This window comes from Azospirillum himalayense (assembly GCF_042657465.1).
GTDB lineage: Bacteria > Pseudomonadota > Alphaproteobacteria > Azospirillales > Azospirillaceae > Azospirillum > Azospirillum himalayense.
The window spans coordinates 174545-186833 of the sequence record NZ_JBHSLC010000011.1 but is presented as its reverse complement, the minus strand read 5'-3'; the positions used below and the strand labels follow the sequence as shown (position 1 = coordinate 186833).

Annotated in this window: 9 protein-coding genes; 7 read left to right on the top strand and 2 right to left on the bottom strand. The window is 67.9% G+C overall.

What is annotated here, in order from left to right; all coding sequences use genetic code 11:
* The first annotated feature begins 191 nt into the window (after positions 1-191).
* The 5 genes from ACFPMG_RS09720 (at position 192) to ACFPMG_RS09700 (ending at position 6481) form a co-directional block, all read left to right on the top strand.
* On the top strand, positions 192-929 hold the full coding sequence (locus tag ACFPMG_RS09720) for a protein phosphatase CheZ (RefSeq protein WP_014241238.1): 738 nt from the start codon (positions 192-194) through the stop codon (positions 927-929).
* Between the two features lie 128 nt (positions 930-1057).
* Positions 1058-1876 carry an outer membrane protein assembly factor BamD gene (locus ACFPMG_RS09715; RefSeq protein WP_014241237.1) on the top strand — a complete coding sequence of 273 codons (819 nt, stop codon included), beginning with the start codon at positions 1058-1060 and terminating at the stop codon, positions 1874-1876.
* An 8-nt stretch (positions 1877-1884) separates the two neighbouring features.
* The gene (gene recN, locus ACFPMG_RS09710) at positions 1885-3555 is read left to right on the top strand and encodes a DNA repair protein RecN (protein WP_376994941.1); all 1671 of its coding nucleotides are present in this window, start codon (positions 1885-1887) and stop codon (positions 3553-3555) included.
* Between the two features lie 283 nt (positions 3556-3838).
* Positions 3839-5683: a carbohydrate-binding domain-containing protein gene (locus tag ACFPMG_RS09705; protein ID WP_376994940.1), complete on the top strand. Its 1845-nt coding sequence runs from the start codon at positions 3839-3841 to the stop codon at positions 5681-5683.
* Positions 5684-5794: 111 nt separating this feature from the next.
* A complete protein-coding gene (locus ACFPMG_RS09700) occupies positions 5795-6481 on the top strand; it encodes a hypothetical protein (protein ID WP_376994939.1) in 687 nt (228 codons plus the stop codon).
* 76 nt (positions 6482-6557) lie between these two features.
* On the opposite strand, the gene ACFPMG_RS09695 is transcribed toward ACFPMG_RS09700, so the two are convergent.
* Positions 6558-7916, bottom strand: coding sequence for a protoglobin domain-containing protein (locus tag ACFPMG_RS09695; protein WP_376994938.1), 1359 nt, complete (start codon positions 7914-7916; stop codon positions 6558-6560).
* Positions 7917-8296: 380 nt separating this feature from the next.
* Positions 8297-8824, bottom strand: a complete 528-nt coding sequence (locus ACFPMG_RS09690; protein WP_376994937.1) for a hypothetical protein — start codon at positions 8822-8824, stop codon at positions 8297-8299.
* A gap of 220 nt (positions 8825-9044) precedes the next feature.
* Here ACFPMG_RS09690 and ligA point away from each other — a divergent pair, with 220 nt between their 5' ends.
* Positions 9045-11432 carry an NAD-dependent DNA ligase LigA gene (gene ligA / locus ACFPMG_RS09685; RefSeq protein WP_376994936.1) on the top strand — a complete coding sequence of 796 codons (2388 nt, stop codon included), beginning with the start codon at positions 9045-9047 and terminating at the stop codon, positions 11430-11432.
* Positions 11433-11542: 110 nt separating this feature from the next.
* Positions 11543-11941 carry a bacteriohemerythrin gene (locus tag ACFPMG_RS09680; protein WP_376994934.1) on the top strand — a complete coding sequence of 133 codons (399 nt, stop codon included), beginning with the start codon at positions 11543-11545 and terminating at the stop codon, positions 11939-11941.
* The last annotated feature ends 348 nt before the right edge of the window (positions 11942-12289 follow it).

The following is a 12289-nucleotide window of genomic DNA, read 5'->3' as shown; positions in this document are numbered from 1 at the left end:
CGACAAGACGGTCCGGCGTCGGATTTGTGAAGAGTTGCCGCCGCTCCAATCGGCGGGCGAATTGGGACGTGAAGTTTGTTATGACGATCGTCGCCCGCCGGGCCGATGCCGGCCTTGGCGGGCAATCCTGACCAGACGGGCCGGCGTGCGCGGATGCCCCGGACGTCCCTTCGGAAAGAGGCGCAGCCCGCATGAGGAATCTTTCGAAACCCTTCATGGCGGAGCTTCAGAAGGCCCGCCGGACCGGCAATCCCTATCAGGCGGTGGTGGATGACGCCTCCGCCCTGGCGCCGGCGCTGGCGTCGCTGCCGTCCGGCCCGGTCACGGTGGACAACAGCGACGTCATCCGCGCCATCAGCGACCTCGGCGCGAAGCTCGACCGCTTCCTGACCATGGACGCCCAGCAGATCGACCAGATCCAGGTCGAGATCGCCGACATCTCGGGCCGCATCAAGGCCACCAAGGTGGAGATGGCGGCGATCCGCCACCCGCTGGCCGGCGATGACAAGTTCGTGCAGGCGTCGCAGGAACTGAACGCCGTCGTCTCGGCGACGGAGGCTGCCACCAACACCATCATGGCCTGCGCCGAGGAGCTGGAGGAGGTCGTTCACGAACTGAAATCGTCGCTGCCGGAGGGTTACCACGCCGACCGCGTCAACGACATGAACGACGTGATCGTCCGCATCTACGAGGCCTGCAACTTCCAGGACCTGACCGGCCAGCGCATCACCAAGGTCGTCCGCGCCCTGTCCTTCATCGAAGAGCGCGTCGACGCGATGATGAGCCATTGGAACAAGCGCGAGTTCGAGGCGATGCCGCTGCCGCCCACCGTCACCAAGATGGACGAGACGCTGGAGCTGCACGGCCCCGCCGACCATCAGGAGATGGGCAACATCAGCCAAGCCGACATCGACGCCCTGTTCGGCTGATCGCCGTCCATTCCGGGCGTCCGTCCGCGTCATGGCGGCGAGGTTCGAAATTTGTTCGCCGAAGCGGCTTGCCGCCCCCGCGCCCCGGCGTGCTATATAGGGCCAACTTCGAAAGCATCGCGACGACCATGCCCTGCCGTTTTTCCCGTCTGCCGCTTGCGGCCCTCCTCCTGGCTTCCGCCCTGACCGCCTGTTCCTCGACCAAACCCGAGGACCAGTATGTCGAGCGCCCGGCCGAGCAGATCTACCAAGAGGCCGACGCCGCCATGCGGGAGGAGCGGTTCAAGGTGGCCGCCAAGCTCTACGACGAGGTGGAGCGCCAGCACCCCTATTCCGAATGGGCGGGCAAGGCGCAGATCATGGCGGCCTACGCCCATTACCAGGATCTGAAGTACGACGACGCGATCCTGGCGCTCGACCGCTACATCCAGCTTCATCCGGGCAGCCCCGACGTCTCCTACGCCTACTACATGCGGGCGCTGTCCTATTACGAGCAGATCACCGACGTCCGCCGCGACCAGCGCATGACCCGTCTGGCGCTGGATGCGCTGTCGGAGGTCGTGCGCCGCTTCCCGGACAGCCAGTACGCCCGCGACGCCAAGATCAAGATCGACCTGACCAACGACCATCTCGCCGGCAAGGAGATGGAGGTCGGGCGCTTCTATCTGAAGCAGGGTCAGTACACCGCCGCCATCGGCCGGTTCCGCACGGTGATTGAAAACTACCAGACCACCTCCCACGTCCCTGAGGCGCTGCACCGGTTGGTGGAGTGCTATCTGGCGCTGGGAATCACGGACGAGGCGAAGACCGCCGCCGCCGTGCTCGGCCACAACTTCCCCGGCAGCGAATGGTACACGGACAGCTACGCACTGCTGGTGGACGCCAACGTGCGTCCGGAGCGAAACGAGAAGTCCTGGATCAGCAGAGCCTGGAGCTCCCTGTTCTAGGACGATCCATGCTGGCGTCGCTGACGATCCGGGACGTCGTCCTGATCGAACGGCTGGGGCTGGGCTTCCGCAAGGGCCTGTGCGTCCTCACCGGCGAGACCGGCGCGGGCAAGTCGATCCTGCTCGACGCGCTGGGGCTGGCGCTCGGTGCGCGGGCCGATTCGGGCCTCGTCCGCCACGGCGCCGATCAGGCGTCGGTGACGGCGGAGTTCGACCTGTCCGGCGACCACCCGGCGCTCGCCATCCTCAGGGAGCAGGGGCTCGACCCCGAGGAGCGGCTGGTCGTCCGCCGCACCGTCAGCGCCGACGGGCGCAGCCGCGCCTGGGTCAACGACCAGGCGGTCGGCGTCGGCCTGCTGAAGCGGCTGGGCGAGGAACTGGTCGAGGTCCATGGCCAGTTCGACACCCACGGCCTGCTGAATCCGCAAACCCACCGCGGCGTGCTGGACGCCTACGCCGGGCTGTCCGGCCATGCCGCCCAGGTCGCCGCCGCGCACCGGGCGTGGAGGCAGGTCGAGGACGCGCGCGCCAACGCCGCCGCCGAGATCGCCCGCGCCCGCTCGGAGGAGGAGTATCTCCGCCACGCCGTGGCCGAGCTGGACGCGCTGGCCCCCAAGCCGGGCGAGGAGGAGGAGCTGGCCGAGACCCGCGCCGTGCTGATGCACCGGGAGAAGCTGGTCGACGCCCTGAACACCGCCTATGGGGAGCTGTCGGGCGACCGCGGGGTGGAGCGCGCCCTGTCCTCGGCCATCCGCACGCTGAGCCGCATCGCCGACAAGGCCGCCGGCAAGCTCGACCCGGTGATCGCCGCCCTCGACCGCGCCGCGACCGAGGCGGGGGAGGCCATCGCCGGCCTCCAAGCCGTCTCCTCCGACGTGGACATGGACCCGCAGGCCCTGGAAAAGCTGGAGGAACGGCTGTTCGCTCTGCGCGCCGCCGCCCGCAAGCACGGGGTGGACGTCGATGCGCTGGCTCCGCTGCGCAAGGACATGGCCGACCGGCTGCTGCTGATCGAGGACCAGGGCGATCTGCTGGCCCGCCTCGCCCGTGAGGCCGAGGTCGCCCGCGACGCCTACCGCAAGGCCGCCGAGTCGCTGAGCCGGGAGCGCCAGCAGGCCGCCGGGCGGCTGGACGCCGCCGTCGCCACGGAACTCGCCCCGCTGAAGCTGGAAAAGGCGAAGTTCCGCACGCTGGTCGAACCTCTGGCCGACGAATCGGATTGGACCGTCGCCGGCATGGACCGCGTGGCCTTCCAGGTCGCCACCAACCCAGGCTCGCCCCCCGGCGCGCTGAACAAGATCGCGTCCGGCGGTGAGCTGGCGCGCTTCATGCTGGCGCTGAAGGTGGTGCTGGCCCAGACCTCGACCGTCGGCACGCTGGTGTTCGACGAGGTGGACACCGGCATCGGCGGCGCCGTCGCCGCCGCGGTGGGCGAGCGGCTGAAGACGCTCGGGCAGGGGCTCCAGGTGCTCGTGGTCACCCACAGCCCGCAGGTCGCCGCCCGCGGCTCCATCCACCTCAAGGTGCAGAAGTCGGTGAAGGGCGAGCAGGTGACGACCGGCGTGGTCGAGCTGGACGGCGACGACCGCCGCGAGGAGATCGCCCGCATGCTGTCCGGCGCCACCGTCACCGCCGAGGCCCGCGCCGCCGCCGACAGCCTGATCGCCGGGCGGGGGTAATTCGGTACCGTGATCCCGGTGAGCGGATGAATGGACTTTCCCCATTCATCCGCTCACCGGAGCGCCCGACTGGGCGCCGCGCCCAAGATGGAATTTGGCTTGGCGCGAAAAGCCTGCGTGGCGTTTGAACGCAATATGTCAAGCCAAGTCTTTGGCTTGACGGTATCAGGTCACAGCAATCGCCCGCAGCGGTCATACGGCGGCCACAGCAAAACACGCATAGTCCAGCCTTGCGCGTCCGGCAACGGGCGCTGTTCTCCCAAGAACGAACAAGGTTGGCAAGATGTCGAACAGCTCCGCTTCCGCCGGCAACGTCGTCGTGATCGACAGCGGCCTGTCCTCCGCCTGGAACACGGGCCGGCTGGTCTACCAGCATGACTTCTACGGAAACGACAACGACGTCATGGTCGCCAACGCGAACACGCACGGCGCCCTGGTCACCGCGGAAATCCTGGAGAACGCGCCCGACGTCGGCATCATCGCGCTGAAGGTCATGCCCGACGACGGCAGCGGCGCCAGCGAGACCAACATCGAGAAGGCTTTGCAATGGGTCGTCGCCAACGCCGACGCCTACAACATCACGGCGGTGAACCTGTCGCTGGGCGGCGGCGCGCAGACGACGGCGGCCACCACCTCGATCTCCGACGAGTTGGCGACGCTGGCCGCCAAGCGCGTGCTGACCGTGGCCGCCGCCGGCAACAGCGGCGATGGCGGGGCGACGCAGAGCGTCTCCAGCTACTCGGCCGACGTGAACCAGATCTGCGTCTCGGCCTCCACCGGCGACGGCGCCTTCCCGTCCTGGGCGCAGCGCAGCCCGTCCCTGACCGACGTCTGCGCCGACGGCACCGACGTGCGGATCACCAACCTCTCGGGCGTCACCTACACGGCCAACGGCTCCTCCTTCGCCGCTCCGGCGGTCACCGCGGCGGTGGCGAAGGCGCAGCAGGCGTGGGTGGAACAGACCGGCACCCGGCTGACCCAGGGGGAGTTCCTCGATCTCGCCCGCGGCACCGGCAAGGCCATGGGCACCGCCGGCTATTTTGAGCTGGACACCGATGCCCTGCTCGCCAAGATCGCCCAGTCCGCCCCGGTCCCCACGGCGCAGAGCGCCACGACGATCACCATCAATGCCTCCGGCGCGCCGGCCGGCGGGGTGAACGCCCATTTCAAGCTGCTGGTGGACGGCAAGACGGTGGGGCAGGCCACGGTGGATTCGGCGGCCAAGGACTACAGCTTCACCGCCAACCTGACCGCCGACCAGGCGCACAAGGTGCAGGTCCAGTACGACAACGACGGCTTTGTGAACGGTCAGGACCGCAACCTGTTCGTCAACAAGGTCACCATCAACGGCACCGCCCACAGCCCGACCGCCGCCAACGTCACCTATGACAAGGGCGCTCTCGACGGCAAGGACGTGGTGAAGGGCCAGTCGTCCATGTGGTGGGGCGGCACGCTGGTGGTCGATGCCCCGGCCAAGGATTTCCCGGTCCAGGCGGCGCCCGCCAACACGACCATCACGGTCAACGCCTCCGGTGCGGCGGCCGGTGGGGTGAACGCCCATTTCAACCTGCTGGTCGACGGCCAGAAGGTCGGCGAGGGCGTGGCCGGCACAGCGGCCAAGGACTTCACCTTCGCCACCAACCTGACCGCCGATCAGGCGCACAAGGTGCAGGTTCAGTATGACAACGACGCCGTGGTGAACGGGCAGGACCGCTCGCTGTTCGTCAACAAGGTCACCATCAGCGGCCACGCCGTCGCCCCCACGGCGTCGAACGTCACCTACGACAAGGGCGCGCTCGACGGGAAGGATGTGGTGAAGGGGCAGGCCGGCCTGTGGTGGAACGGCACGCTGGTCGTCGACGCCGACAAGTCCTGGTTCCCCTCCGCCACCGGGACGGGCGCTGTGGCGTCGGCCCAGTCGGCGAACCAATCCGCGAATCAGTCCGCGGATGGCCAGGACACCGTGTGGCAGCATCTCGTCGCGCAGGGGCTGGAGGCGGCGGCCCCCTCGCACGGGGATCATGCGGCGTTGCTGCACGAGGCCGTGCCGTCGATGGATGCCTACGCCAACGCCGCGGCTTTGGGGGAGCATCACCCCGACCCGCTGCATCCGCTCGACATGGTTTAAGGGCGGTCGCCTCTTCACGAAGGTCTGCTCCGCTTCGTCTTTTCCGGTGGTGTCCGGCCGGTGCGCGCCTTCGCGGGCGCCGGCGGCACCGCTGCCGATCGAGGAGGAGCGATGCCCAGGGAAAAATTCATCGGGAACGACAGCCATCACGACATGGCGTGCCATGTCTTCGCCCTGTCCGGCGATCCCGAGACGGCCGTCGAAATCAACACACGGTACGCCAGGCTGGGCGATCTTCTCTACGGGGTGGAGGACGTCCCGGTCGACGACAACGTCGCCGGTGGGCTGTCGGCGGTCACCAACAACGACATCTGGAAATGTCCGGGACCCGATCAGCCTGCGGCGCAGGTCGCGCCGATCAGCCTGAATCTGTTGTGCCGGGAATTCGGGTTCACACCGCAGGAAGGCAGCGGCATCCGTCTGTGGGGTCGCTTTCTTCCGGGGCAGGTGCTGCCGCAGCACATGTATGTGACCACGCCCAACGGCATGATCTGGGACACCATGCCGGGGAAGCCCGTCTATCGCCGCATCGACAAGGACGGGCGGAATCCCGGGGCCGAGGGGGATGCTCCCAACGGGCAGGACGTCATGCTGGCCCCCGACGAGGTCTTCAGCATCGAGGTGGCGGCCCTGGCTCCCAAGACCCGCGACGTCATCGAGACACCCAACGGCCAGTGGGAGAAGGACGTCGAGGACGCCGACGTTGGACTGGCCGGACAGAACGGATCGGCGGCCGTCGGTGATTTCTTCGGCGATTTCATCGGCGACGAGGACGAGGCCGCCTTGAGCGATGCCTGATGCTCGGCTTTCGGGAGTGGAACGGCCCGCCCGCCGTCCCAAGCCGCCGCCCCCGATCCTCGCGCCGATGGTCCGGTCACGCCGCCACGCGCAGGGACAGCATGTGCGACAGGAACTTGTCCAGCGCGGCGCGCAGATCCTCCGCCGTCCCGGTCAGCCGCGCCGTGGTGTGGAAGGCGTCCTCGACCGACGCCATGACCGACCGTGCGCCGTCGGCGAGGTGTCCGGCCTCGTCGGACATGCGTTCCGCGGACTGGCTGGCCTCGTGGATGTTCTGGGCGATTTCCCGGGTCGCGTCGTTCTGCTGGCCCATGATGGACAGCACGTCCTGCGAATGGGCGCGCAACGCTCCGACCACCGCGCCGATCCCGGCGATTTCGTCGCGGGTCCGCCCGGTCGCGCCGTCGATCTCCTGAAGCAGGCGGGTGATGTCCTCCGTCGCCCCGGCGGTCTGCTTGGCGAGCACCTTCACCTCCGCCGCCACCACGGAGAAGCCGCGCCCGGCCTCGCCGGCGCGGGCCGCCTCGATGGTGGCGTTCAGCGCCAGCAGGTTGGTCTGGTTGGCGATGGCGTTGATCAGCTTCAGCGTCCCGCCGATCCGCCCGGCGATCCCGGCCAGCGCGGTGACGGCCTCGGTCGAGCGCTGGGTGGCAGCCTGCGCCTCGTCGACGATGGAGAAGGCGCTTTCCATGCGCGACACCACGCTGTGGTTGGTGGCGGTCAATTCCTCAGCGGCGGCGGCGATGGCCCGGGCGTTGCTGGCGGTGCCGGACACCGCGCTGGTCAGATGCTCCGTGCGCACGCCGGTGTCTTGGGCGATGCCGCGCACCGCGCCGGTCGCCGCGTTGACCGCCGCCGCCGACTGTCCGACGGTCTCGATGGCGCCCTGCACCGTGTCCCGGAAATTCTCCGCCAGCTCGACCAGCATCCGGTTGGTCATGGTCATCACGGCGGTGCTGTAGGCGTCGAAGGACAGGTCGAGATCGAGGAAGATCGCGGTTTCCACCGCCCCCATGATCTTTATGGCGCGCGGCGCGTCGCGGCGGTGCCGCTCGCCGATCAGCCCGCCCAGCCGTCCCATGACCAGCCGGTAGGCTCCGAAATACCAGCGCGGGTGCAGGCCGATGCGGTAATGCGCCTGACCCACCGCCTTCACGCGCGTCAGGTAGACGTCGTCGAAGCTCCCGGAAAACAGGTGTCGCCAGTGGTTGACCTGGGCTTCCTTCAACCGCTCGACGGATTTTCCCTCCAGGATCTTCCGGAGTTCGGGAATGGCGAGAAGGTGGTCGTAGAAGTCTTTGAGAATGACGGGCAGGTGAGGCTCGGCGATGCTCCAGGCTTCCTTCAGAAGCAGGGCCGTCTCGCCGCCAATCCGCAGAAAGGAGAGGCGTTCCTGAATGCCGCCTTGATTGCCGCATTGATTGCCATTGTCCATGGTACTCGTCTCTTTGTTCTTGGTTGGCAAGCGTTGAACTGCGGCTGGACCGGGGCTCCTCCCGGCTGCTCGCCGCCCGGCTATCACCATGCGGGCATCATGGGCATGACAATTCTAACGATTGGTTTCACGTTCTATTGCAGCTCCGTAAAATATTAAACTTATCCAACTGTGAGGAATAAAAAGAGGAAACCAGAGAAACAACATAGTTTCAGACGCCAACCCTTGACGGCGGTCATAGGAAGCAAGGCAACGGCTCAAGTCTCTGGAATTCATTGCAAAGATGCGACGCGGCAGAGCCGCTCTGCCGTCTGGAGATTCTCTGTCGGAACGTTTTAATACTCTGGTATGCGACAACCGGGCGCAGGCCTATGCCAGCCTCAGGCGGCGCGCTTCCAGGGTTGCCAGCCGCCCAGGCGAAGCCCGACCGCGATGCCCGTGAAGGGAATGCGCAACTCCAGGTCGCGGGGCTGGAAGAAAGTCAGGCGTTCCGGCGTGCCGGTGGGGCCGTATTCCAGGCGGGCGCCCTTGGGCTCCTCCGCGAACTCGTCGCTCATCACCTGCCAGATCTCCAGGTCGTCGCCGTGGTTGGAGATCTTGTACTGGCCGCAGCGCCAGACCGGGGCCTCGCCGACGCCGCCCTCGACCACCTTCTTGTCGCCGTCCATCTTCACGTCGCCCACCCCGGCGGCGCGGCCCGACATGGACGGTCCCTGGCTTTCCGCGCGGAAGCCCAGCCGCAGCCAGGGGGAGCGGGTGCGCGGGATCATGCGGCGCAGCAGGCGCGCGTCCTCCGTCGCGAATTGGTCGGGATCGTCGTACAGGATGCGGTCAAGCGCCGCGGCGATGACGAATCGATCGTCGATGGTCAGGCTGCCGGCGGTCGCACGGCTGGTCGGCTCGGTCATGCAGCACATCCGTTCACGGGCGCCGGCTCATCATACACGCAACCCTCGCGCCCCCGCACCTCTCAAGGTCTGCGGTTTCAAGGTTGGTGTGGACGGGGCCGAATGCCAGACCGGCTCAAGGCCGGACTCCACGGCACGCCGCCGCAGCGCTATGCTGCGCCCCCGGCGGCGCCCGCCGACCCAGCGCCGTCCACACGAGAAGGCACCGAAGAGACCCGCCATGAACGACCTGTTCGATACCCCCGCCGCGCTCCGCAGCATCCTCGTGGAGGAGTTGACGGTGGAGCAGGCGCAGGCGGAACTGGCCGCGCTGGCCCAGGAGATCGCCCACCACGACCGGCTCTATCACCAGCAGGACAAGCCGGAGATTTCCGACGCCGCCTACGACGCGCTGGTCCGCCGCAACAACGGGATCGAGGCGCGCTATCCGGAGCTGCGCCGGGCCGATTCGCCGTCGCTGCGCGTCGGCGCGACCCCGGCGGCGGGTTTCCGCAAGGTGCGGCACGCGCTGCCCATGCTGTCGCTCGGCAACGCCTTCGAGCCGGAGGAGGCGCACGAGTTCGTCGCCCGCGTCCGCCGTTTCCTCGGCCTGTCCGACGGCGCCCCGCTGGAGTTCGTGGCCGAGCCGAAGATCGACGGGCTGTCCTGCTCGCTGCGCTACGAGAACGGCCGGCTGGTCCTGGCCGCCACCCGCGGCGATGGAACGGAGGGGGAGGATGTGACCGCCAACGTCCGCACCATCAAGGACGTGCCGCAGACCCTGGAGGCGCCCTATCCCGCGGTGCTGGAGGTGCGCGGCGAGGTCTACATGAACCGCGACGACTTCCTGGCGATGAACCGCGCCTACGCGGAGCGGGGGGAAGACCTGTTCGCCAACCCGCGCAACGCCGCCGCCGGCTCTCTGCGCCAGAAGGATTCGAAGATCACCGCGTCGCGCCCGCTCTGCTTCTTCGGCTACGCCCTGGGCGAGCTGTCGGAGCCGATCGCCGACACCCAATGGGGCATCCGCGAGCGGCTGCGCGGCTGGGGCTTCTCGCTGAACCGCCCGGCCAACCTGTGCGACGGCGCCGAGGCGCTGCTGACCCATTACCGCAAGATCGGCGAGGAGCGCTCGGCGCTGCCCTTCGACATCGACGGGGTGGTCTACAAGGTCAACAGCCTGGAGCTTCAGCAGCGGCTGGGCTTCGTCAGCCGGGCGCCGCGCTGGGCCATCGCCCACAAGTTCCCGGCGGAGCAGGCGCAAACCCGGCTGAAGGGCATCACCATCCAGGTCGGCCGCACCGGCGCCCTGACCCCGGTGGCCGAGTTGGAGGACATCACCGTCGGCGGCGTGGTGGTCAGCCGCGCCACCCTGCACAATGAGGACGAGATCGCCCGCAAGGATGTCCGCATCGGCGATCTGGTGACCGTCCAGCGGGCCGGCGACGTGATCCCGCAGATCGTCGGGGTGGTGGAGGGGCAGCGTCCCGACGACGCCGTGCCCTATGTCTTCCCCGACCATTGTCCGGTCTGCGGCAGCCTCGCCGTGCGCGAGCCGGACGAGGCGGTGCGCCGCTGCACCGGCGGGCTGATCTGCGCCGCCCAGGCCAAGGAACGGCTGCGCCATTTCGTGTCGCGCAACGCCTTCGACATCGAAGGGCTGGGCGAGAAGACCATCGAGGAGTTCTGGGAGGACGGGCTGATCCGCTCCCCCGTGGACATCTTCACGCTGGAGCGCCGGGTGGAAGCAGGCGAGATCGCCATCCTCGGCCGTCCGGGCTGGAAGGAGAAGTCGGTCGAGAACCTGTTCGCCGCGATCAACCAGCGGCGCGAGCGCATCGACCTGCACCGCTTCATCTTCGCGCTGGGCATCCGCCACATCGGCGAGGTGACCGCCAAGTCGCTGGCCCGCCATTACGGCTCGATCGACGGCTGGCTGGAGGGGATGGAGCGCGCCGTCGCCAACATGCCGGGCGAGGCGTGGCGCGACCTGCACGCGCTGAGCGGGCTCGGCCCGGTGAAGGCCGACGCTCTGCTCGCTTGGTTCACCGATCCGGAGAACCTGCCGAAGCTGGATTTCTACGCCGGCCAGGAGGCGCTGCGGCTGGACAGCGTGATCAAGCTGCTGGGCATCAAGAAGGTGGACAGCCGCGCCGCCCAGGCGCTGGCCGAACGCTACGGCGCCCTGGCGGACTGGAAGGCGGCGATGCTCGCCGCGGTCGGCGCGCAGCCCGGCCCCGGCTGGGGCGAGCTGGTTGCCATCCCCGACGTCGGCGAGGTCGCCGCCGAGGAACTGGCCGGCTTCTTCCAGGAGGAGCGCAACCGCGCCATCATCCACGACCTGCGCGCCGCCGGCGTGCGGGTGGCCGACGCCGAACGTCCGAAGGCGGCCAGCGGCTCCCCCGTGGCCGGGAAGACGGTGGTCTTCACCGGCACGCTGGAAACCATGACCCGGACCGAGGCCAAGACCCGCGCCGAGTCGCTGGGGGCCAAGGTCGCCGGCTCGGTCTCGGCCAAGACCGACTACGTCATCTGCGGGGCCGATGCGGGCAGCAAGGCCGCCAAGGCGCGCGACCTGGGCGTGACCATCCTCAGCGAGCAGGAGTGGGCCGAGCTGATCGCCGGCTGACCGGGGCTGAAAGGGGAGGGGCGGCGCGGCTGAGTGCCGCGTTGACGCCCCTCCCCGGCGGTTCCATAAAGGGTCAAAGCGCCATAAGAAGAATGAGACGGGGGATCGCTATGGACTCCATTCAATGGTCGCGCTGGATGAGCGTCGGCATCGAAGAACTCGATGAGGATCATCGCGTTCTCGTGGACATCGTCAACAAGCTGGGTGCGGACGAGAGCCGCTCCTCTCCTGACGTCATCGAAGCAATCCTCGGCGAGCTGATCCATTACACCAAGGATCACTTCGCACGCGAAGAAGCGCACATGGCCCAGGCCAATTACCCGACCTTCGCCGCGCACAAGGCCCTGCACGATACCCTGACGCGCAACGTCGAATCCTACCGCGAACGCTTCCACGCCCAGCGCGACACCATCACGGGCGACGAGGTGTTCGAGTTCTGCGCCGACTGGTTGGGCCAACACATCCTGAAGGAAGACACCCGCTTCGGCGCCTACGCTGCGGAGCAGTGAATTGTCTCATTTCCCCTCTCCCGTCCCGGGAGAGGGAAGGGGTCCACGCCGGAGGCGCGGGAAGGGTGAGGGGGTTGGCAAGGATCAGTCCTTGATCCCCGCATGACCCTCACCCGCCCGCTGCGCGGGCACCCTCCCCCGAGGCGGGAGAGGGGGGTTCGATGGCGTCAACTCAGACGAAGCATCAAAAACGCCACATAAAATATTGATATAATTCAATGTTTCCGCGATTTTGGGGATAACGGCGCAGAAATCATGTCTTTCCACCCCCGGAAGGGGAGGGGAGTGCGCGTGCGACTCGCCTCGCGCGAATCCGAGAGGGGAGGGGGGTGCGCAAAACGAAAATGC

What these genes read in the sequence shown, in the direction of transcription:
- ACFPMG_RS09720 (WP_014241238.1), top strand. Translation starts at nt 192, where the DNA reads ATGAGGAATCTTTCGAAACCCTTCATGGCGGAGCTTCAGAAGGCCCGC.
- ACFPMG_RS09715 (WP_014241237.1), top strand. Translation starts at nt 1,058, where the DNA reads ATGCCCTGCCGTTTTTCCCGTCTGCCGCTTGCGGCCCTCCTCCTGGCT.
- recN (WP_376994941.1), top strand. Translation starts at nt 1,885, where the DNA reads ATGCTGGCGTCGCTGACGATCCGGGACGTCGTCCTGATCGAACGGCTG.
- ACFPMG_RS09705 (WP_376994940.1), top strand. Translation starts at nt 3,839, where the DNA reads ATGTCGAACAGCTCCGCTTCCGCCGGCAACGTCGTCGTGATCGACAGC.
- ACFPMG_RS09700 (WP_376994939.1), top strand. Translation starts at nt 5,795, where the DNA reads ATGCCCAGGGAAAAATTCATCGGGAACGACAGCCATCACGACATGGCG.
- ACFPMG_RS09695 (WP_376994938.1), bottom strand. Translation starts at nt 7,916, where the DNA reads ATGGACAATGGCAATCAATGCGGCAATCAAGGCGGCATTCAGGAACGC.
- ACFPMG_RS09690 (WP_376994937.1), bottom strand. Translation starts at nt 8,824, where the DNA reads ATGACCGAGCCGACCAGCCGTGCGACCGCCGGCAGCCTGACCATCGAC.
- ligA (WP_376994936.1), top strand. Translation starts at nt 9,045, where the DNA reads ATGAACGACCTGTTCGATACCCCCGCCGCGCTCCGCAGCATCCTCGTG.
- ACFPMG_RS09680 (WP_376994934.1), top strand. Translation starts at nt 11,543, where the DNA reads ATGGACTCCATTCAATGGTCGCGCTGGATGAGCGTCGGCATCGAAGAA.